The organism is Streptomyces sp. NPDC021096 (genome assembly GCF_040641275.1).
In the GTDB taxonomy this organism is placed as follows: Bacteria; Actinomycetota; Actinomycetes; order Streptomycetales; family Streptomycetaceae; genus Streptomyces.
The window spans coordinates 488,920-509,479 of the sequence record NZ_JBFADG010000001.1 but is presented as its reverse complement, the minus strand read 5'-3'; the positions used below and the strand labels follow the sequence as shown (position 1 = coordinate 509,479).

At 74.3% G+C, this 20,560-nt stretch carries 18 protein-coding genes; 9 read left to right on the top strand and 9 right to left on the bottom strand.

Annotation, left to right across the window (positions count from 1 at the left end):
* Positions 1 to 3: 3 nt before the first annotated feature.
* A complete protein-coding gene (locus tag AB0G59_RS02365; protein ID WP_360907094.1) occupies positions 4 to 945 on the bottom strand; it encodes a zinc metalloprotease in 942 nt (313 codons plus the stop codon).
* 196 nt (positions 946 to 1,141) lie between these two features.
* On the opposite strand from AB0G59_RS02365, the gene AB0G59_RS02360 reads away from it, so the two are divergent.
* The gene (locus tag AB0G59_RS02360) at positions 1,142 to 1,492 is read left to right on the top strand and encodes a hypothetical protein (protein WP_360907092.1); all 351 of its coding nucleotides are present in this window, start codon (positions 1,142 to 1,144) and stop codon (positions 1,490 to 1,492) included.
* A 24-nt stretch (positions 1,493 to 1,516) separates the two neighbouring features.
* On the opposite strand, the gene AB0G59_RS02355 is transcribed toward AB0G59_RS02360, so the two are convergent.
* Complete coding sequence (locus AB0G59_RS02355) at positions 1,517 to 2,233, bottom strand: 3'-5' exonuclease (protein ID WP_360907090.1); 717 nt, start codon at positions 2,231 to 2,233, stop codon at positions 1,517 to 1,519.
* Between the two features lie 108 nt (positions 2,234 to 2,341).
* Positions 2,342 to 3,586 carry an SAV2148 family HEPN domain-containing protein gene (locus AB0G59_RS02350; protein ID WP_071964142.1) on the bottom strand — a complete coding sequence of 415 codons (1,245 nt, stop codon included), beginning with the start codon at positions 3,584 to 3,586 and terminating at the stop codon, positions 2,342 to 2,344.
* Between the two features lie 271 nt (positions 3,587 to 3,857).
* Here AB0G59_RS02350 and glgX point away from each other — a divergent pair, with 271 nt between their 5' ends.
* Both glgX and treY read left to right on the top strand, forming a co-directional pair.
* Positions 3,858 to 5,984, top strand: coding sequence for a glycogen debranching protein GlgX (glgX, locus tag AB0G59_RS02345; protein WP_360907088.1), 2,127 nt, complete (start codon positions 3,858 to 3,860; stop codon positions 5,982 to 5,984).
* 64 nt (positions 5,985 to 6,048) lie between these two features.
* Positions 6,049 to 8,415, top strand: coding sequence for a malto-oligosyltrehalose synthase (treY, locus tag AB0G59_RS02340; RefSeq protein WP_360907086.1), 2,367 nt, complete (start codon positions 6,049 to 6,051; stop codon positions 8,413 to 8,415).
* Between the two features lie 72 nt (positions 8,416 to 8,487).
* Here treY and AB0G59_RS02335 read toward each other — a convergent pair whose 3' ends face one another.
* A complete protein-coding gene (locus tag AB0G59_RS02335) occupies positions 8,488 to 9,348 on the bottom strand; it encodes a LysR family transcriptional regulator (RefSeq protein ID WP_360907558.1) in 861 nt (286 codons plus the stop codon).
* A gap of 113 nt (positions 9,349 to 9,461) precedes the next feature.
* Between AB0G59_RS02335 and lpdA the strand changes: the two genes are divergently transcribed.
* The 4 genes from lpdA (at position 9,462) to AB0G59_RS02315 (ending at position 14,092) form a co-directional block, all read left to right on the top strand.
* Positions 9,462 to 10,874: a dihydrolipoyl dehydrogenase gene (gene lpdA / locus AB0G59_RS02330; protein ID WP_360907084.1), complete on the top strand. Its 1,413-nt coding sequence runs from the start codon at positions 9,462 to 9,464 to the stop codon at positions 10,872 to 10,874.
* 98 nt (positions 10,875 to 10,972) lie between these two features.
* Entirely contained in the window at positions 10,973 to 11,884 is a 912-nt protein-coding gene (locus AB0G59_RS02325) for a GNAT family N-acetyltransferase (RefSeq protein ID WP_360907082.1), read from the top strand.
* A gap of 45 nt (positions 11,885 to 11,929) precedes the next feature.
* Complete coding sequence (gene treZ, locus AB0G59_RS02320) at positions 11,930 to 13,723, top strand: malto-oligosyltrehalose trehalohydrolase (protein WP_360907080.1); 1,794 nt, start codon at positions 11,930 to 11,932, stop codon at positions 13,721 to 13,723.
* A 78-nt stretch (positions 13,724 to 13,801) separates the two neighbouring features.
* A complete protein-coding gene (locus AB0G59_RS02315) occupies positions 13,802 to 14,092 on the top strand; it encodes a hypothetical protein (protein ID WP_360907078.1) in 291 nt (96 codons plus the stop codon).
* Between the two features lie 12 nt (positions 14,093 to 14,104).
* Here the strand turns inward: AB0G59_RS02315 and msrB are convergent, their stop codons facing one another.
* The 4 genes from msrB to AB0G59_RS02295 all read right to left on the bottom strand — a co-directional run bounded on the left by msrB (position 14,105) and on the right by AB0G59_RS02295 (position 18,109).
* The gene (gene msrB, locus AB0G59_RS02310) at positions 14,105 to 14,512 is read right to left on the bottom strand and encodes a peptide-methionine (R)-S-oxide reductase MsrB (RefSeq protein ID WP_360907076.1); all 408 of its coding nucleotides are present in this window, start codon (positions 14,510 to 14,512) and stop codon (positions 14,105 to 14,107) included.
* 31 nt (positions 14,513 to 14,543) lie between these two features.
* Entirely contained in the window at positions 14,544 to 15,941 is a 1,398-nt protein-coding gene (gene murC / locus AB0G59_RS02305) for a UDP-N-acetylmuramate--L-alanine ligase (RefSeq protein ID WP_360907074.1), read from the bottom strand.
* Between the two features lie 75 nt (positions 15,942 to 16,016).
* Positions 16,017 to 16,658 (bottom strand): response regulator transcription factor, encoded by a 642-nt coding sequence (locus AB0G59_RS02300; RefSeq protein ID WP_360907072.1) that lies wholly within the window; start codon positions 16,656 to 16,658, stop codon positions 16,017 to 16,019.
* Positions 16,655 to 18,109, bottom strand: a complete 1,455-nt coding sequence (locus AB0G59_RS02295; RefSeq protein WP_360907070.1) for a sensor histidine kinase — start codon at positions 18,107 to 18,109, stop codon at positions 16,655 to 16,657. The genes AB0G59_RS02300 and AB0G59_RS02295 overlap by 4 nt, the downstream gene beginning before the upstream one ends.
* A 173-nt stretch (positions 18,110 to 18,282) precedes the next feature.
* On the opposite strand from AB0G59_RS02295, the gene AB0G59_RS02290 reads away from it, so the two are divergent.
* The gene (locus AB0G59_RS02290) at positions 18,283 to 19,344 is read left to right on the top strand and encodes an FtsX-like permease family protein (RefSeq protein ID WP_360907068.1); all 1,062 of its coding nucleotides are present in this window, start codon (positions 18,283 to 18,285) and stop codon (positions 19,342 to 19,344) included.
* Positions 19,341 to 20,108, top strand: a complete 768-nt coding sequence (locus tag AB0G59_RS02285) for an ABC transporter ATP-binding protein (RefSeq protein ID WP_360907066.1) — start codon at positions 19,341 to 19,343, stop codon at positions 20,106 to 20,108. The genes AB0G59_RS02290 and AB0G59_RS02285 overlap by 4 nt, the downstream gene beginning before the upstream one ends.
* On the opposite strand, the gene AB0G59_RS02280 is transcribed toward AB0G59_RS02285, so the two are convergent.
* Positions 20,069 to 20,554 carry an indole-3-glycerol phosphate synthase gene (locus tag AB0G59_RS02280; protein ID WP_071963453.1) on the bottom strand — a complete coding sequence of 162 codons (486 nt, stop codon included), beginning with the start codon at positions 20,552 to 20,554 and terminating at the stop codon, positions 20,069 to 20,071. The genes AB0G59_RS02285 and AB0G59_RS02280 overlap by 40 nt on opposite strands.
* Positions 20,555 to 20,560 lie beyond the last annotated feature (6 nt).

The following is a 20,560-nucleotide window of genomic DNA, read 5'->3' as shown; positions in this document are numbered from 1 at the left end:
CCGTCAGCAGGGGCCGGCGGCGGGGAAGCTGCTCCGGGGGCCGTCAAGGGTGGCGTCCACGCGGGTCACCTGACCTTGCGTGAACATGAACATGGCCGCGTCATCGACATAGTCCATGTAGTTCATGAACATGTCGCCGTTGGGGGCGTTGCCGCAGGAGACGTGCGGGAAATCGGGGCTGCCGAAATTGGGGCCGCCCTGGTTGGGGGTGTCGGCGACGAAGTCGCTGCCGCTGCAGCCGGTGCCGTCGTCGCCCCAGATGTGGAACAGATTGAGCCAGTGCCCCACCTCGTGGGTGGCGGTCCGCCCGAGGTCGAACGGTGCCGTCGCGGTGCCGGACGTGCCGAACGCCGAGTGCAGGATGACCACCCCGTCGGTGGCGGCCGGGCCGCCGGGGAACTGGGCGTACCCCAGCAGCGACTCGCCCAGCAGGCAGACCCACACATTGAGGTAGCGGTCCGCGGGCCAGGCGCCGTGGCCGCCCTGCGCGGTGGACTTCACCGAGTCGTCGGCGGGGAACTCCGCCACGTCCGTCCGCGTACGGGTGATGCCCGTGGTGGGCCGCCCGGCGGGGTCCACCGTGGCCAGCCGGAACTCCACCCGGGCGTCGGCCGCGAGCGGCCGCCACACCGCCGGCACCTGGGCGACGTCCGCGTTGCGCTTGCGGAAGTCGGCGTTGAGGACACTGATCTGACTGGCGATCTGCGTGTCGTCGATGTTCTGCTCGTCGGTGTGGAAGACGACGTGCACGACGACGGGAAGGCAGGTGATGCCAGTACGGGCGGGCCGCTCCATCCCCCGTTCGTAGGCGAACGCCCTGTTCTCCACAGCCGCCCGGGCGGCGGCGTAGGCGGGGTTCTCGCTGAGCAGCCGGCGGTGGACCGCCATGGTCGCGCAGAGTCTGCGGCCGGGCGGCCGGGATGCGGGGGGCTGGTTCTCGGGCATGCTGCGCCCTCCTCGAATCGCCGTGCGTACACGGCAGGGTGGGGAACGCGGGCCCGGTACGGATTACCGTAGACCCGCACAGCTACGACATCTAGGGACATCGCAGAACCGGCAGTAAGTGCGCAGCGGCATTCCATATTTGGGTAAACCCGGGTAAACCTCGGTGAATCCGGGTGATTTCGGAGGTGCGTGAGGCATGAACGAGGCAGCCGGACCCACCGGCCCCGAGCGGTCGGCCCGCCCGCCCGACGCCCTCTTCCGGCGCTGGGTGCACTCCCGCGAGGAGGACGGCGACGGCGTGACGGTCTACCGGCCCGGCGGCTATGCCTTCCCGCCCGCCCGCGGCCGGCGCGCGATGGAGTTCGCCGCGGACTGCACCTTCGTCGACCACCCCATCGGGCGGGGCGACGCCCCGGACTCGGTGCGCGGATCCTGGCGCACCGAGGACGGCCGGCACCTCGCGCTCTCCTTCCCGGGCACCGGCCGGCCCGGCCGTGCGCTGGAGATCCTCGCCTGCGACCCCACGGTGCTCAGGCTGCGGGAGTGACGGCCGGGGCCCCGGCGCCCGCGGTCAGCGCAGCGGCCAGGCCCCCTCGACCACGGCCCGCGGATCCCCCTGGCGGCGCAGCCACTGCTGATAGCCCGCGGCCCACTCGCCGTACCAGCGCACCTGGTCGCGGTGGAGCTCCCACAGCTCCGCCTCCGCTATGCGGGGGTGGCGCGCGGCTATCGCCCGGGCCACCCGCACCGCCGCCAGCGCGTCCGCGCCGGCCTCGTGCGCCTCGCCCAGGACCACGCCGTACTCCCGGCAGACCGCCTCCAGCGTCCGCCGGCCCTTGCGGTAGCGGTCGACGGCCCGGTCCATGGTGTACGGATCGACGACCGGGCCCACCGTCGCCGGCTCGCCCGTCTCCCCGGCCAGCCGCTCCCCCAGCGGGCGCAGCCCGTGCCGGCGCAGCTCCGCCTCCAGCAGGCTGAGGTCGAAGGAGGCGTTGTAGGCGACGATGGGCACGCCCAGCGCCCAGTGCCCGGCCAGCGCGGCGGCGATCTCCTCCACCACCTCGCGGGCGGGCCGGCCCTGCTCGGCGGCCCGTTCGCCCGTGATGCCGTGGATGGCGGCGGCCTCAGCCGGGATGGGGACGCCCGGGTCGGCCAGCCAGTGCAGACTGCGCACCGGCTCGCCGCCCTTGGTCTCCACGACCGCGGCCGTGACGATCCGGGCCTGTGCGGGATCGGTGCCGGTCGTCTCCAGGTCGAAGCCGATCAGCAGCTCCTCGTGCCACGCCATGGCGGTTCCCCCTTCGGTGGTGCTTCCCCCGTCTGGTTCCCCAGCCTGCCACGCGCCACTGACAACGGGCCGTGGCCGGCGGCCTTCGGAGGCTGCGTCAGGAGTGCTTCAGGACACGGGCCGTGAGTCGGCCCACACGCCTTCGAACTCCTCGCGGTAGGTCTCGAAGAGCCCGCCGGTGTCGTCGGCGGGCCGGCCCTGGCGCAGCACGTCCCGGTTCCCGCCCCGCAGCACCAGCACGGGGGACTCCATGCCGCGCGCCTTGCGCAGGTAGGACTGCACCACGGCGAGCCCGTCCGAGCCGTCGCCGTTGACGAGGTAGGCGGTGAAGCGCGGGGTCTCGTCGAAGACGCGGATCTCGAAGGCGGCGGTGTCGCGGAGGCGGTCGCGCACGCGCCGCATGTGCATGATGTTCATCTCCACGGACCGGCTCATCTCGCCCTTCTTGATCCCCAGTTCCCGCTCGCGGCGGCGCACCGCGCTGCTGGCGGGGTTGAGGAAGAGCAGGCGGGCGCGGCAGCCGGTCTCCGCCAGGCGCACCAGGCGCCGCCCGGAGTAGTTCTGCACGAGCAGGTTCAGGCCTATGCCGACCGCGTCGAGGCGGCGGGCGCTGCCGAAGAGGTCCTCCACGGGCAGCTGGCGCTGCAGGCGCACCCGGTCGGGGTGGACGCCGACGACGTCGGCGTAGCGGTCGCCGACGAGGTCCTCGACGGCGTCGATGGGCAGCCGGTCGGCGGAGGGCGTGCCGGTGCCGCCGCCGAGGATGTCCAGCAGCCGGGCGGAGGCCCGTTCGGCCTGGGCGAGGACGGCCTGGGAGAGCGCGCGGTTGCGGGAGACGACGTTGCGGGCCACCTCCAGCTCGTCCAGTGCGAGTTCGAGTTCGCGCCGGTCGTCCAGGTACGGCTCGAAGCAGGGCCAGTGCTGGACGAGGAGCTCGCGCAGCTGCGGCAGGGTGAGGAAGCTGAGGACGTTGTCGTCGGCCGGGTCCAGGAGGTAGCCCTTGCGGCGGCTGACCTCGCGGACGGCGACGGCGCGCTGCACCCACTCCTGGCCGGCGGGCCCGGCGGCGGCGACGACCCATTCCTCCTCGCCGTGCACCGGCTCGTAGACCGGGCGCAGCACGGCGGCGACGACGACCCGCAGCCGTTGTTCGACCAGGTTCAGCCAGATGTAGGCCCGGCCCGCGCGGCGGGCGCGGGTGCGCACCTCGCCCCAGGCGCCGGCGTCCCAGTCCAGTTCCGCCCCGATCTCCCTCGGGCGGGTCAGGGACACCACGCCCGGTGGTGTGTCGGTCGAGCCGTCACCCTCGGGACCTCCGTCCCCAGGGGGCAGCTCCAGCCCGCCCGAGCTCACCAGTGCACCGCCTTCCGCCCCCGTCCAACGATCAAGGCAGACTACTGCGCGGGCGGGAGGCGGTGCACGCGCCCGCTCGGCCCCTTCCGGCCAACTGGGCCGTCCGACGTGCCTGTTGTTCCGGGGCCCTTCGGCGGGAGTGAGCTGATTCATAGCCAGAAGGGTGGCGCTCACCCGGTTGGCGGAGCCGGGGAGGGCCGGTGGCGGCTTCCCGCTGGGGTTTTGGGGAAGATCTGCGGAAAGGGGCGCCCGGGGTGGAAGACTTGCGCTCATGCAGGTCTGGCCGGGACAGGCGTACCCACTCGGTGCCACGTACGACGGCGCCGGGACCAACTTCGCGGTCTTTTCCGAGGCCGCCGAGCGGATCGAGTTGTGCCTGCTGCACGAGGACGGCTCGGAGACCGCCGTGGAGCTGCGCGAGAGCGACGCGTTCGTGCGCCATGCCTATCTGCCCGGCATCATGCCGGGCCAGCGCTACGGCTTCAGGGCGCACGGGCCCTACGAGCCGGAGCGGGGGCAGCGCTGCAACTCCGCCAAGCTGCTGCTGGACCCCTATGCGAAGGCGGTCAGTGGTGGGATCGGCTGGGGCGAGGAGGTCTACGGCTATCACTTCGGCAGGCCGGAGAAGCGCAATGACATGGACTCCGCGCCGCACATGATGACTTCCGTGGTGGTCAATCCCTACTTCGACTGGGGGGACGACCGGCCGCCGCGCACGGACTACCACCGTACGGTCATCTACGAGGCCCATGTGAAGGGCCTGACGATGCTGCACCCGGCGCTGCCGGAGGAGGTGCGCGGCACGTACGCGGCGCTGGCGCACCCGGCGGTGATCGAGCATCTGACGGAGCTGGGGGTCACGGCGATCGAGCTGATGCCGGTGCATCAGTTCGTGCACGACCACCGGCTGGTGGACGCGGGGCTGGCGAACTACTGGGGCTACAACACGATCGGCTTCTTCGCCCCGCACAACGCCTACGCCTCGTGGGGCGACCGGGGACAGCAGGTGCTGGAGTTCAAGTCGGCGGTGCGGGCCCTGCACGCGGCGGGCATCGAGGTGATTCTGGATGTGGTCTACAACCACACGGCCGAGGGCAATCATCTGGGCCCCACGCTCTCGTTCCGGGGGCTGGACAACGCCTCGTACTACCGGCTGGCGGACGATCCGCGCTACTACATGGACACCACCGGTACGGGCAATTCGCTGCTCATGCGCAGCCCGCACGTGCTGCAGCTCATCATGGACTCGCTGCGGTACTGGGTGACCGAGATGCGGGTGGATGGGTTCCGGTTCGATCTGGCGGCGACGCTGGCCCGGCAGTTCCACGAGGTGGACCGGCTCTCGTCCTTCTTCGACCTGGTGCAGCAGGATCCGGTGGTCAGCCAGGTGAAGCTGATCGCCGAGCCGTGGGACGTGGGCGAGGGCGGCTACCAGGTCGGCAACTTCCCGCCCCTGTGGGCAGAGTGGAATGGAAAATTCCGCGACACCTCCCGGGACCTGTGGCGCGGGGAGCCGGCCACCCTCGCGGAGTTCGCCTCCCGCCTGACCGGCTCCTCCGACCTCTACCAGGGCGACGGCAGGCGCCCGCTGGCCTCCATCAACTTCGTCACCTGCCACGACGGCTTCACCCTGCACGACCTGGTCTCCTACAACGACAAGCACAACGAGGCCAACGGGGAGAACAACCAGGACGGCGAGAGCCACAACCGCTCCTGGAACTGCGGGACCGAGGGCGGCAGCGACGACCCGGCCGTTCTCGAGATGCGCGAGCGGCAGATGCGCAACTTCATCGCCACCCTGCTGGTGTCCCAGGGCGTGCCCATGCTCAGCCACGGCGACGAGTTCGCGCGCACCCAGAGCGGCAACAACAACGCCTACTGCCAGGACAGCGAGCTGTCCTGGGTGCACTGGCCGCACCCGGACGACGCCGCCGCCGACCTCGCGCGCCGGATGCTGCACTTCACCCGCTCCCTGGTCTGGCTCCGCCGCGACCACCCCGTCTTCCGGCGCCGCCGCTTCTTCCACGGCCGCCCGGTGCAGGGCACCCACGACGACCTCTCCGACATCGCCTGGTTCACCCCCGAGGGCGAGGAGATGCGGGAGCGCGACTGGCAGGCCGCCCACGCCCGGTCGCTGACGGTCTTCCTCAACGGCGGCGCGATCTCCGAGCCGGGCCCGCGCGGCGAGCCGGTCATCGACGACTCGTTCCTGCTGATGTTCAACGCGCACGACCGGCCCCTCGACTTCGTCGTGCCCATGAACCACGGCAGGCAGTGGCAGATCATCGTCGACACGGCCCGCCCCGACGGCGCGGCCGACGACGGCCCCAAGGTGCGGGCCGGCGCCCGGCTCACGCTCGCCGACCGCAGCCTCGCGGTGCTGCAGCGGCCCGCCTGACCGCCGGAACCGGAGCGGGAGCGGGGCTGCAGCATCGGGCCGAGTTGTGGGTACGTATGTTCCCGTGACGCGCGACAGCTGCACCCCGCCGACCGCCACCTACCGGCTCCAGCTCCAGCCCGCCTTCCCCTTCGCCGCGGCCGGGCGGGCCGTGCCCCACCTCGCCTCCCTCGGCGTGTCCCATCTGCACCTCTCCCCCGTCCTGGAGGCCGTACCGGGCTCCGCGCACGGCTACGACGTCGTCGACCACACCGCCGTACGCGCCGAACTGGGCGGCGAGGAGGGCCTGCGGGCGCTCGCCCGCACCGCGCACGACCACGGCCTGGGCCTCGTCCTCGACATCGTCCCCAACCACATGGCCGTGCCCGCGCCCGAGCATCTCAACGGGCCGCTGTGGGAAGTCCTGCGGGACGGCCCGGCCTCCCGCTACGCGCGCTGGTTCGACATCGACTGGGCCGAGCACGGCGGCAGGATCCTGCTGCCGGTGCTGGCCGGCCCGCTCGGGGCGGAACTGCACCGCTTCACCGTCGCCGACGGCGTCCTGCGCTACCACGACCACGCCTTCCCGCTGCGGCCCGGCACCGAGCGGCTGCCGACGGCCGAGCTGCTGGACGCCCAGTGGTACCGGCCCGCGTGGTGGCGGCTGGCGCGCACCGAGCTGAACTACCGGCGCTTCTTCACCGTCTCCGAACTGATCGCGGTGCGCGTGGAGGACCCCGAGGTCTTCGCCGCCACGCACGCCAAAGTGCTCCAGCTGCTGCGCGAGGGCGTCCTCGACGGGCTGCGCGTCGACCACCCCGACGGCCTCGCCGACCCGGCCGGCTATCTGCGGCGGCTGGCGGAGGCCGCCGGCGGGCGCTGGACGGTCGTGGAGAAGATCCTCAGCGGCGACGAACGGCTGCCCGCCGGCTGGCCCGTCGCCGGCACCACCGGCTACGACGCCCTGCGCCACCTCGACGGCCTCTTCACCGACCCCGAGGGCGCCGCCGAACTGACGGCCGCCTACCGCTCCTTCACCGGCGCCGCCCCCGACCGGGGCGGCGACTGGCCCGCGACCGTGCGCCGCGCCGCCTACCGGGTCGTCACCCACGAACTGGCGGCGGAGGTCGCCCGGCTCGTACGCACCGCCGGCCGGCTGTGCGAGGCCTCCCACCGGCTGCGCGACCACGCCCCCTGGGCGCTGCGCACCGCACTGTGCGAGATCCTCGTCCGGCTGCCCGTCTACCGCCCGTACGCCGTGCCCGGCCGTCCCCCCACGCCGGGGGACACCGCGCTGCTGGACGAGGCCGCCCAGGGGGCCCGCGGCGCCTTCGCCGTCCCCCAGGAGGCGCAAGCCGTCGAGTTCGTCCGGGACGCGGCCCTCGGGCGGCTCGGGGACGGGCCGGACCAGCGGGACTTCTGCGCCCGGTTCGCACAGACCGCCTCCGCGCTGCGCGCCAAGTCCGTCGAGGACACCGCCTTCTACCGCTACGCGCCCCTGCTCTCGGCCACCGAGGTCGGCGGCACCCCGGACCGGCCGGCGCTCACGCCCGCCGAGTTCCACGCCTACTGCGCCCGCCTGCAGCGCGACTGGCCCGCCGGCGGCACCGTGCTCTCCACCCACGACACCAAGCGCAGCGCGGACGCCCGGGCGCGCGTCGCCGCGCTGAGCGAGTACCCGCAGGAGTGGGCGGACCTGATGGACCGGCTGTGGCCGCAGGCCGCCGCGCCCGACCCGCACGTGGCGTGGGTGGCCTGGCAGAGCGCCTTCGGTCTCGGCGCCCCCGACGCGCGGCGGCTCGCCCCGGCGGTCCTCAAGAGCGTGCGCGAGGCGGCGCTGCTCACGACGTGGACCGAGCCGGACGCCGCGTACGAGGCGGCGGTCGAGGCCTTCGTCGCCGCCGGCCCCTGCGGGCCCGCCCACGAGGAGCTCACCGCCCTCGCCGAGGAGGCGGCGCCGACCGTACGGGCCAACGTGCTCGGCGCGACGCTGCTGCACCTGACGATGCCGGGCGTGCCCGATCTGTACATGGGGACGGAGCGTACGTACCGCGCGCTGGTCGACCCGGACAACCGGCGTCCGCCGACGTTCCCGGACGGGGCCCCCGACGGGCTGTCCGGCGAGAAGTTGCGGCTCACGCGTGCCGCGCTGCGCCTGCGGCGGGAGCATCCGCAGTGGTTCCGAGCGCCCTCGGGCTCCTACGAGCCGCTGGCCGCGCTCGGGCCGGCGGCGGAGCACTGCGTGGCGTTCGCCCGGGCCGGCGAGGTCGTGGCGGCCGCGACGCGGTTGCCACGGCGGCTGGGCGCGGCGGGAGGGTGGCGGGGGACGGTGCTCGCGCTGCCGGGGGGTGGGGAGTGGCGGGAGTTGCTGACGGGGCGGGTGTGGGAGGGGCGGGTGGGGCTGGGGGAGCTGCTGGGTGCGGGGCCGGTGGCGCTGCTGGTGCGGGCGTGAGCCTTTCCCCTACCCGCCCTTTCACCGTTTCTTGTCCTCAATCGCCGGACGGGCTGATTATTCGGGCCCACGTCACGCGAAGATCTCCCCGCACCGGTCCACGAACGTGGCCGCCGCGCCCGTCAGTTCCACGCGGGAGAACGCCGTCTGTTCGCGCCGCCACGGTGGATCGACGGGCACCTCCACCGCGCCCGTCGTCGTGCGGGCGACGTGGACCGGGGCCGCCACGATCCCCGCGCCGGCGGCCGCCATCCGTACCGCCGTCGACGCGTGCCGGGTCTCCACCGCCGTCACCGGCGTGAATCCGTGGGGTTCGCACAGCCAGTCCAGCCACCGGCGGCCCTCGATGACGGGCTCGAGCGCGCACCGCACCCAGGCCCGGCCGGCGAGCTCCGACATCCGCACCGGCTCGGTGCGGTGCGCCAGCGGGTCGTCGGCGGAGGTGACCAGCACGATCTCCTCCCGGCCGAGGGAGACCACGGGCCCGGTCCAGCCCTCGGGCCGGGGTCCGAGGGCGACGTCGGCGACCCCGCGCTCCATCTGCTCGCGCAGCTCCTCGCTGGTGGTGTACTCGTGCAGGTGCAGGCGGACGCCGGGGAACTCCCGCTGCCAGCGGGCGAACACCGGCGGCAGGGCGCCCAGCGCCAGCGCGTGCAGCGTCGCGATGTGCAGCTCGCCGCCCTCGGCCCCGGCGGCGGCCCGCGCCGCGCGGCGGGCCTGGCCGGCGCTGCGGACGGCGAGTTCGGCGTGCGGCAGGAAGGCACGGCCCATCGGGGTGAGCCCGACGCCGCGGGTGAGCCGCTCCAGCAGGGTGCCGCCGACGGCGCGCTCCAGGGCCTTGATCTGGTGCGAGAGCGCGGACTGGGTGACGTTCAGGCTCCTGGCCGCCCGGCTGAAGGACTGCTCCTCGACGACCGCGACCAGGTACTCCATCTGCCGCAGGCTCACGGCCCCTCCCTCTCGCCCCGAACCCATGAAGAGCCTTCATCGATTCGATCGAAACATTGCGTTGGACTCATCATCCCCGGCAGGCGGAGGGTGAAGGCATGCATGAGACAGATGTCATCGTCATCGGCGGCGGGACCGGCGGTTACAGCACCGCGCTGCGCGCCGCGGCCCTCGGCCTGGAGGTCGTCCTCGCGGAGCGCGATCTGGTGGGCGGCACGTGCCTGCACCGCGGCTGCATACCGAGCAAGGCCATGCTGCACGCGGCCGAGCTGGTGGACGGCATCGCGGAGGCCCGCGAGCGGTGGGGCGTGAAGGCGACCCTCGACTCCATCGACTGGGGCGCCCTGACCGCGACCCGTGACGACATCGTCTCCCGCAACCACCGCGGGGTGGAGGGCCATCTCTCCCACGCGGGGGTGCGGGTGGTGCGCGGTTCCGCCGCGCTGACGGACGCCCGGAGCGTGCGCGTCGAGTCCGGCGCCGAGGCGGGCACGCGGTGGCGGGCACGGCGCGGCATCGTGTTGGCCACCGGCTCGCGGCCGCGCACGCTGCCGGGCCTGGAACCGGACGGCGACCGGGTCGTCACCAGCGACGACGCGCTGTTCGCGCCCGGCCTGCCGGGTGCGGTGCTGGTGCTGGGCGGCGGGGCGATCGGTGTCGAGTACGCGTCGCTGCACCGCTCCATGGGCGCCGAGGTGACCCTGGTGGAGGCCGCCGAGCGGCTGCTGCCCCTGGAGGACGCCGAGGTCAGCCGCCATCTGACGCGGGGTCTGAAGAAGCGCGGCATCGACGTGCAGACCGGTGCGCGGCTGGAAGGGGCGCGCACGGCGGCGGACGGCGTACGGGCCGTCGTGCGCACCGCGCGCGGGGAGCTGCGCGAACTGCGCACGGACCGGCTGCTGGTGGCCGTGGGCCGGGTCCCGGTCACCGACGGCCTGGGGCTGGAGGCGGCGGGGCTCTCAACGGACGCGCGCGGCTTCGTCGTCCCCGCCGACTGGTCACGGCTGGAGACGGCCGTGCCGGGCGTTCACGTGGTCGGCGACCTGCTGCCGCCGCCCTCTCTGGGGCTGGCCCACGCCTCGTTCGCCGAGGGGCTGCTGGTCGCCGAGACCCTGGCGGGGCTCACGCCCGGGCCCGTCGACTACGCCGCCGTGCCCCGCGTCACCTACTCCAGCCCGCAGACCGCCTCCGTCGGGCTGTCGGAGGCTGAGGCGCGCGAGCGGGGCCACGCGGTCCGGGTCAACTCGATGCCGCTCACGGCCGTCGCCAAGGGCATGGTGCACGGGCAGGGCGGCGTGGTGAAGGTGGTCGCCGAAGAAGGCGGCCGGGTACTGGGCGTGCACCTGGTGGGCCCGCACGTGTCGGAGATGATCGCGGAGAGCCAGCTGACCGTCGGCTGGGACGCCGAGGCGGCGGACGTGGCGCGGCATATCCATCCGCACCCCACCCTGTCGGAAGCGGTCGGCGAGGTCATGCTGTCGCTGGCCGGGCGCGGCCTGCACCAGCAGTGAACGGGCGGCGCACCGCCGTCTCCGGTGCGCCGTAAAAGCGTTCGACGCGGGCAGTGCGGTGGCCTACGGTTCCGGAGCCATCCATCACAAGGAGCTCTATGACCGAGTTGGTCGTCCGCGCACTGACCGAGCACGACACCGCACTCTTCACTTCCCTGCCCGATCCCGGCCTCGTCGGCCGCGCCGCCTTCGGCCACACCTACACGCCCGTTCACGAGGGCGGCGAGTACCGCCCGGACTGGACCTGGGTGGCGCTGCGCGACGGCAGGGTCGTCGCCCGAGCCGCCTGGTGGGGCGCGCCCGACGACGCCTGGCCCAAGGCCCTCGACTGGTTCGACTTCGCCGAGGGCGAGGAGGAGGCCGCCGCCCACCTGCTGCGGACGGCGCCGTTCCGGGCGGAGTTCAGCCTGCTGGTGCCGCCCGGGTGGCGGGAGCTGCCCGAGGTGCGGGCCGCCGGCGAGGCCCGGCTCGCGGCGGCGGCCGCCGGCGGGCTCAAGCCTCTGGTCGAGCGGTACCGCTACGAGTGGACGTCCGAGTGCGGTCTGCCCGAGCGTCCGGGACGGCTGGTGTTCCGGCCGGAGCCCGACGACGCGGTCGTACGGGACGTCGTACGCCGCACGATCGACGGCACGCTGGACGAGCACGACCGCAGGAACATCGCCGAGATGGGCCTGGACGCGGCGCTCGACGACGCCATGGACTTCCTCGGCTGGCTGCCCTCGCCCCGCGAGTGGTGGAAGCTGGCCTTCACGCCCGACGGCGAGCCGGTCGGCATCCAGGTGCCCGCCCGCAACCCCAGCGGCCCGTGCGTCGGCTACATCGGCGTGCTCCCCGGGCAGCGCGGCCACGGCTACGCCTACGACCTGCTCGTGGAGTGCACCCACGACCTGGTGGCCGAGGGCGCCGCGCGGATCACGGCCGCGACCGACCAGGGCAACCACCCGATGGCGGCCACGTTCGCGAAGGCGGGCTACCCCGTCAGCCAGGAACGCATCGACCTCGTGCCGTAACCGCCGCGCCGCGGGGGAGACTCCTCTCGTCGAGAGGAGCCGACCGTGCTGTTCGAGGTGTGGGCGCCGAAGGCCGGGCGGGCCGTGCTGTGGGCGGACGCGAGGACGTACGACATGGCGGCCGACCCCGCCCGCCCCGGATGGTGGCGGTGCGAGGCGCCGGCGGCCGACGGCACCCGCTACGGCTTCGCGCTGGACGGCGGGCCCGTCCTGCCCGATCCCCGCGCGCGCCGCCTGCCGGACGGCCCCGACGCACCCGGCGCCGTCGTCGACCTCTCCCGCTTCGCCTGGCGGCACGACTGGCTGGGCCGGGGGCTTCGGGGGGCGGTCCTCTACGAGCTGCACATCGGCACGTACACCCGCGAGGGCACCTTCGACGCCGCCGCCGGACGGCTGCGTCATCTGGCGGACCTGGGCGTCACGCACGTGGAGCTGATGCCCGTCTGCCCGTTCCCGGGCCGGCACGGCTGGGGGTACGACGGCGTGGCGCCCTGGGCCGTGCACGAGCCCTACGGCGGCCCGGACGGGCTGCGGCGCTTCGTGGACGCGGCCCACGGGCTGGGGCTGGGCGTGGTGCTCGACGTGGTGCACAACCACCTCGGCCCGTCGGGCAACCACCTGCCCGCCTACGGGCCGTACTTCACCGACACCCACCACACGCCCTGGGGCGCCGCCGTCAACCTCGACGCCCCCGGATCGGCCGAGGTACGCGCGTATCTGACGGGCAGTGCGCTGGCCTGGCTGCGGGACTACCGCCTCGACGGGCTGCGGCTGGACGCGGTGCACGCGCTGGCCGACACCGGGCCCAAGCACTTCCTCGCGGAACTGTCGGGCGCGGTCGACGCCCTGGCGGGGCGGCTGGGGCGGCCCCTGTTCCTCATCGCCGAGTCCGATCTGAACGACCCCGCCACCACCACCCCCCGCCAGGCCGGGGGCCTGGGCCTGCACGCCCAGTGGAACGACGACTTCCATCACGCCCTGCACACCGCGCTGACCGGCGAGTCGGCCGGGTACTACGCCGACTTCGCCGCCGACCCGGCGGGCGCCCTGGGCAAGACGCTACGGTCCGGCTTCTTCCACGACGGCACGCACTCCTCGTTCCGCGGCCGCCGCCACGGGCATCCCCTCGATGCCCGCACCACGCCCGCGTACCGGCTGCTGGGCTACGCCCAGACCCACGACCAGGTCGGCAACCGCGCCCTGGGCGACCGGCTGTCCTCGCACCTGTCCCCCGGGCTGCTGGCGTGCGCGGCGGCTCTCGTGCTGTGCGCGCCCTTCACACCGATGCTGTTCATGGGCGAGGAGTGGGGCGCCCGCACGCCCTGGCAGTACTTCACCGACCACACCGATCCGGGCCTGGCCGAGGCCGTACGGGCCGGGCGGCGCCGGGAGTTCGCGGCGCACGGCTGGCCGGCCTCCGAGATCCCCGACCCCCAGGACCCGGCGACGCGCGAGCGCTCCTGCCTGGACTGGAGCGAGCGCGAGCGCGCCCCGCACCGCGCGCTGCTCGACTGGCACCGGCGGCTGATCGCCCTGCGGCACGCCGAGCCCGCGCTGACGGACCCGCGGTGGGCCTACGAGGCGCTGGCGGTGACCGACGGGGGCACGGTCTCCTTCCGGCGCGGCCCGCTGTTCGTCGCCGTCAACCTCGGTGCGGAGCCGGCGTCCGTGCCGGTCGGCACCGGCCCGGCCTGCGAGGAGGTCCTGGCCGCCTGGCGACCGGTGGACCTCCCGGGTGAGGACGGGGTACTGACGGTGCCGGCGGAGTCGGCCGCCGTGCTGCGGTGCGGCGGACGGTTGCGGGGCCCCGGGGCCGGGGGGACGCTGGAAGGGGCGTGAGGCGCGCGACGGCACTTCCGCGAGCGCGGTTCCCAAGCGCCGGGTGCGCCGCGGCGCCGCGCCGAGGGAGTGAGGGCCATGCGCACACTTCTACGGGCCCGGATGGACACCCGCGCGAGCAACGAGGCGTTCCGCAACGGCACGCTAGGCAAGGTCGTCGAGGGGCTGATGGAGCAGCTCAAGCCCGAGGCCGCCTACTTCACCGCGCTGGACGGCGGGCGGTCCTGCCTGCTGGTCTTCGACATGAAGGACCCCTCGCAGATGCCCGCCGTCTGCGAGCAGCTCTTCCTCGAGCTGGAGGCGGAGGTCGAGCTGCACCCGGTCATGAACGCCGAAGACCTGCGCAAGGGCCTGGGCGCCCTGGGCTGACCGCCGCGCGGCTCAGCCCGCGTCCGGCTCCAGGCGCAGCGAGACGGAGTTGATGCAGTAGCGCTGGTCCGTGGGGGTGGGGTAGCCCTCGCCCTCGAAGACGTGGCCCAGGTGCGAGCCGCAGCGGGCGCAGCGGACCTCGGTGCGGACCATGCCGTGGGAGCGGTCATCGATCAGCTCGACGGCGGAGCTGTCCTTGGGGTCGAAGAAGCTCGGCCAGCCGCAGTGGCTCTCGAACTTCTCGGTCGACCGGAACAGCTCCGCGCCGCAGCCGCGGCAGGCGTAGACGCCGGCCGTCTTGGTGTCGGTGTACTCACCGCGGAAGGCGGGTTCGGTGCCGGCCCGGCGCAGTACCTGGTACTCCGCCGGGGTCAGCTCCGCGCGCCACTGCTCGTCCGTCTTCTCGACCTCGTACGCCATGTCGCGCGTTCCTTCCGTTTCTCTGCCGGTGTCAGCTCTCCAGGCGGGCCAGGATGCGCGGACCGAGGTCCGTCACATCGCCGGCGCCCATGGTCAGAACGAGATCGCCGGGGCGGGCCATTCCCGCGACGACGTCCGGGATGGCGGCCATGTCGTGCTCGGGCCGCACGTCGGCGCCGGCGGTCCGCGCGGCGTCGATGATCAGGGCGCTGGTGATGCCGGGGATCGGGTCCTCGCGGGCCGGGTAGATGTCCAGGACCACGGAGGCGTCGGCCAGGGTGAGGGCCTGGCCCATCTCGGTGCCCAGCTCCTGGGTGCGGCTGAAGAGGTGCGGCTGGAAGACGACGAGGATGCGCGAGCCGGCGTCGACCGCGCCGCGGATGGCCTCCAGGTCGGCGGTCATCTCGGTGGGGTGGTGGGCGTAGGAGTCGATGACCTGCACGCCCTTCGCCTCGCCCTTGAGCTGGAGGCGGCGCTTGACGCCGGTGTACTTGCCGAGCGCCGAGGCGAGGTTGTGCACGGGGATGCCGAGGGCGACGCCCGCGGCGAGGGCCGCGACGGCGTTGTGCGCGTAGTGGCTGCCGGGCACGGAGACGGTGAAGGTCAGCATCTTGCCGCCGAGCAGGACGGTGACCTCGCTGGTCAGGCCGCGCGGGTTGACCTTGAGGACGCGGACGTCGGCGTCCTCGGCGGTGCCGTAGGTGACGACCTCGATGTCGTAGCGGCCCGAGACCCGCTCGGTCAGCTCGCGGGCGCCCGCCTGGTCGGCGGAGACGACGAGCGTGCCGCCGGGGCGGATCCGGCCGACGAAGGTGTCGAAGGACTCGTAGATCTCGTCCATCGACGCGTAGTTGGCGTGGTGGTCCAGCTCCACGTTGAGGATGATCGCGACCTCGGGCGCGTACTTGTGGAAGCTGCGGTCGCTCTCGTCCGCCTCGGCGACGAAGATCTCGCCGCCGCCGTGGTGGGCGTTGGAGCCGGGGCCGGCGAGGTCGCCGCCGATGGCGTACGACGGGTCGAGCCCGAGGGCGTCGAGGGAGACGGCGAGCATGGACGTCGTGGTCGTCTTGCCGTGCGTGCCGGCCACCGCGATCGGGCGCAGGCCGTCCATCAGGCGGGCGAGCGCGTCCGAGCGGTGGACGACGGGGATGCCGCGCTCGGCGGCGGCGGCCAGCTCGGGGTTGTCGTCGCGGATGGCGCTGGAGACGACGACGCAGGTGGCGTCCTCGGCGAGGTGGCCGGCCGCGTGCCCGATGTGGACGGTGGCGCCGAGCTCGCGCAGGGCGCCGGCGGTCGCGGACTCCTTCGCGTCGCTGCCGGCGACGGCCGCGCCGCGCTGCGCGAGGATCTTCGCGATGCCCGACATTCCGGCGCCGCCGATGCCGATGAAGTGCGGTCGGTCCATCGTCGTGGGGACGGCCGGTGCCATATGCGGTGCTCCCTGAGGGGTCGAAACGAAAATCTGCGCAGAGCGTCGATTCTTACACCCCTGCCGACCGCCCCGTCACGTCGGGCGGATCAGCCCCGCCGTCAGGCCCGCCGCGATGGCCGCGGTGCGGCTGTCGACGCCGAGCTTGGCGTAGACGTGTACGAGGTGGGTCTTGACGGTGGCCTCGCTGATGAACAGGCGGCGGGAGATCTGCCGGTTGGCCAGCCCCTCGGCCAGCAGCCCCAGGATCTCCGTCTCGCGCGGCGAGAGGGCGGGCCGGCCGCCGGAGCGGACGCGGCCCAGGAGGCGGGCGGCGACGGGCGGGGCCAGGACGGTCTCGCCGCGGGCGGCGGCGTGGACGGCGGCGGCGACGTCCTCGGGCGGGGCGTCCTTGAGGAGGTAGCCGGTGGCTCCGGCCTCCACGGCGGCGAGGATGTCGGCGTCGGTGCTGTAGGTGGTGAGGATGAGCACGGCAGGGGGGTCGGGCAGGGCGGTGATGCGCCGGGTCGCCTCGACGCCGTGCATGCCGGCGCCCATCTGGAGGTCCATGAGGACGACGTCGGGCCGGACGCCGGCGTCGAGCAGCCGCAGCGCCTCGGCGCCGTCGCCGGCCTCGCCGGCCGCCTCCACGTCGGGCAGTTCGTCGACCATGGCGCGCAGCCCGCGCCGTACGACGGGGTGGTCGTCGACCAGCAGGACCGTGATGGCGTCGCTCATGCCGTGTCCGCCTTCGGCTCGCCGGTGCGTACGGCGGCGGGCAGGGGTACCGCGGCGGCGATCGCCGTGCCCTCGCCGGGGGCCGATTCGACGGTGAGGGTGCCGCCGAGCTCGGCGATGCGCTCGCGCATGCCGTGCAGGCCGAAGGTGCGGCGCCCGTCGGCCGGCCCGTCCCCGGGGGTGAAGCCGACGCCGTCGTCGTAGACGTCGAGGGTGACCTGCCCGTCGAGGTAGGCGAGGGTCACGGCCGCGCGGTCCGCCCGCGCGTGCCGGGCGACGTTGGCCAGCGCCTCCTGGGTCAGGCGCAGCAGGGCGACCTCCATCTCCACGGGGAGCGGGCAGGGCTCGCCGTCGAGGCGGAAGACGGCCCCGGGGACGGTGCGGGCGGTGACCCGGCGCAGGGCCTCGGGCAGTGGCGCGTCCTCCAGGGCTGGCGGGGTGAGGGCCTGGACGAAGCGGCGGGCCTCGGCGAGGTTGTCCGACGCGGTCCGGCCGATCTCGCGCACCCGCTCCGGGACCGTCCCGGGGTCGGCGGTGCCGGCGGCCCGGGCGAGCAGCACGATGCTGGACAGGCCCTGGGCGAGGGTGTCGTGGATCTCCCGTGCGAGACGCTGCCGCTCGGCGAGCCGGCCCGCCTCGCGCTGGGCGGCGGCGAGCTCGTCGCGGGTGCGCACCAGGTCGTCGATGAGCCGCTGACGGCGGCGGCTCTCCTTGGACAGCGCGGCGTACCCGTACCCGGTCAGGATCGCCACCGCGGCCCCGGCCACCGGCCCGATCACCTTGGCGACGGTGAGCCCGCCCGGCGCACCGGCCTGCGCGGCGACGACCGCCGCGGTGGCCGCGGCGATGGCGGGGTGCGCCCAGCGCACGGGCATGGCGTGCAGGAAGAGGAAGAAGAGCGGGAAGGCGACGTAGCTGAAGCCATGGTCCATGGCCAGCAGCACCAGCCACAAGGCGGTCACGACACCGAGCCGCACCCCGGCCCACCGCCCGGGCCGGACGATGCCGGCCCCGTGGACGACGCCGAGCAGAGCGGCGACCACGAGCACGGCCACCGAGCCACCGCCGAGGAGCGTGGGCCCGAGCGCGACGAGGAGCAGCGCGTAGAACGCCCCGTGCAACGCGAGCCGCACCAGCCGCAGCGAGGGCACGTCGAATCCGGCCCCCAGGTCGGCGAGCGAAGCCCCGCCGGGGGCGGGGGCAGGGGCGTACGGTGGCGCGACCGCAGCGGGCCCGCCCGCCGCCGCACGGCGGCCGGCCGCGGCGGCGGAGCCGAGCGGCGCGCCGCCCTCGCCCGCACGCGGGCCGGCGGCCGCGCCGCCGCTGCGCGGGGCACCGTCACGCGGGCCGCCGAGCCCTTCAGCCCCCGCCGCCGGCCGGCCAAGGCGCAGCCGTGCGAAACGGCCGCGCGCACGCGCGGCAGTGGGGGCGGAAGGGCTCGTTCGGGTCATCTCGTCGAGCGTACGGGCCCTCGGCCGGGGGGACGGGTGCGCGGGGCATCAATCGTTCGATTGATTTTCGGGTGGACCGGACGGACGGGGGCGGGACCGGTCCTTGCCCCGATGGCAGGGCGGGCCGGGCGCGGAAGGCTGGCGGGGTCCTGATCAGGTCCGGGAGGTCTTCGTTGTTCGTCGCGTTGCGTGACATCCGCTTCGCCCGAGGGCGGTTCGCCCTCATGGGCACCGTCGTCGCGCTCATCACCATGCTCGTGGTCTTCCTCTACGGCCTGACCGACGGTCTGGCCCGGGAGGCCACGTCGGCCGTCGCGGGGCTGCCCGTGGACCGGATCGTGTTCGGGGCGCCCGAGGGCGGCGAGCCGCGGGTGTCGTTCTCCGACAGCGTCGTGGACGAGCGGCAGGGCGCCGCCTGGCGCGCGGCGCCGGGGGTGCGGTCCGCGGAGCCGCTGGGGGTGGCGATGACCCGGCTGACCGCGGGCGGCTCGGCCTCGGCCGTGAGCGTGTTCGGCGGCTCCGCGCGGCTGCGGCCCGCGCCGCGCGAGGGCGGGGCGCCGCAGGACGGCCAGGTGGCGGTGGGCGAACGCCTCGCCCGCGAGAGCAGGCTGCGGGTCGGCGACCGCGTCACGCTCGGCACGCGCGAGCTGACCGTCTCCGGCATCACCGCCGACCGGAGCCACTCCCACACCCCCACCGTCTGGACGACGCTCGCCACCTGGGCGGAGGTGAGCCACCAACAGCCCACCGCGCTCGCCGTGACCGGCGGGGGCGGCCCGTCGGGAGCCGTGGCGCGCTCGACGAAGGCCGTCGGGCTCGGCGAGGCGCTGGACGGCGTCGACGGCTACGCCGCCGAGCACGGCACGCTCCGGCTCGTACAGGGGTTCCTGTTCGTGGTGAGCGCGCTGGTGGTGGGGGCCTTCTTCACGGTGTGGACGGTGCAGCGGCGCCCGGACGTCGCGGTGCTGAAGGCGGTGGGCGCGAGCGGCGGCTATCTGGTCCGCGACGCCCTCGGGCAGGCCGCCGTCGTCCTGGTCACCGGCGCCGCCCTCGGCGCGGCCGCCGGCGCGGCGGGCGGGGCGCTGGCCTCCGCCGCCGTGCCGTTCGAGCTGGGCGCGGCCACCGTGGCCGTACCCGTGGCGGCGATGGTGCTGCTGGGCCTGGCCGGCTCCGCGCTCGCTGTACGCCGCATCACCTCCGTCGACCCGCTGACCGCGCTGGGAGCGTCCCGATGACCGCCTCGAAGACCCCCGGCACCGACCGGTCCCCGGCCCCTGCGGCCGTTCTGTCGCTGGAGGCCGTCAAACTCACCTATCCGGATGGCGACCGCAGACTCACCGCCCTCGACGAGGTGTCGCTGTCCGTGGCGGCCGGCGAGCTGGTGGCCGTCGTGGGGCCGTCCGGGTCGGGGAAGTCGAGCCTGCTGGCGGTGGCGGCGACGCTGCTGCGCCCGGACGCGGGGCGCGTGGTGGTGGCGGGCGAGGACACCTCGCGGCTGAGCGCCCGCGGCCGTACGGCGCTGCGCCGCGAACGGATCGGCATCGTCTTCCAGCAGCCGAACCTGCTGCCGTCGCTGACGGCCGAGGAGCAGCTGCTGGCGGTGGAGCACCTGCGGGGCGGCAGGACAGGGCGCGCCGCGCGGGCCCGCGCCGCGGAGCTGCTGGAGTCGGTCGGGCTGGACGGGGCGAAGCGGCGCCGGCACCCGCACCGGCTCTCGGGCGGCGAGCGGCAGCGCGTGAACATCGCCCGCGCGCTGTGGGGCGGTCCGTCGGTGCTGCTGGTGGACGAGCCGACGTCCGCGCTGGACCACGAGCGCGGCGAGCAGGTCGTGGAGCTGCTCGCCGAGGTCACCCGGCGGCACGGCACGGCGACGGTGCTGGTGACGCACGACCGGGGCCTGCTCGGCCGGGCGGACCGGGTGCTGGTGATGGGCGACGGCCGGCTGGGCGCCGGCCCGCCTCACTCCTCGTCGCCCTCGTCCTCGTCGTTGTGGGCGTAGAGCTTCAGGACGGGCACGCCGACCTTGTGGCGGGCGCGCGAGGCCCAGTCGCGGTGGAAGAACTCCTCGACCAGGTGCGGGGCGGTCAGCACGATCACCTCGTCGGCGTGGGTCTGCTCGACCACGGACCGCAGCAGGTCCAGCGGGTGGTTGTCGATGATCTGGCCGACGGCCTCGCAGCCTGCCGCCCGCAGGCTCTGCAGGGAGTGCTCCAGGGCGAGGGCGGCGGGCCGCAGGGCCTCCTCGCCCTCGGGCTCGTCGGCCTCGTGGACGGCCTGTTCCAGCTCGCCCAGGGCCACGTCGTCGATCGCGCGCAGCAGCCGGTCCTCGTCCCCGCGGGGCCGCATGAGGACCACGAAGGACATGTCGTCGTCGTGAAGGGTCGTGACGAAGTCGACATCCGCGGCGGACAGCGGCTGCTCGATCATCAATACGCTCGTGAACACGGTGAG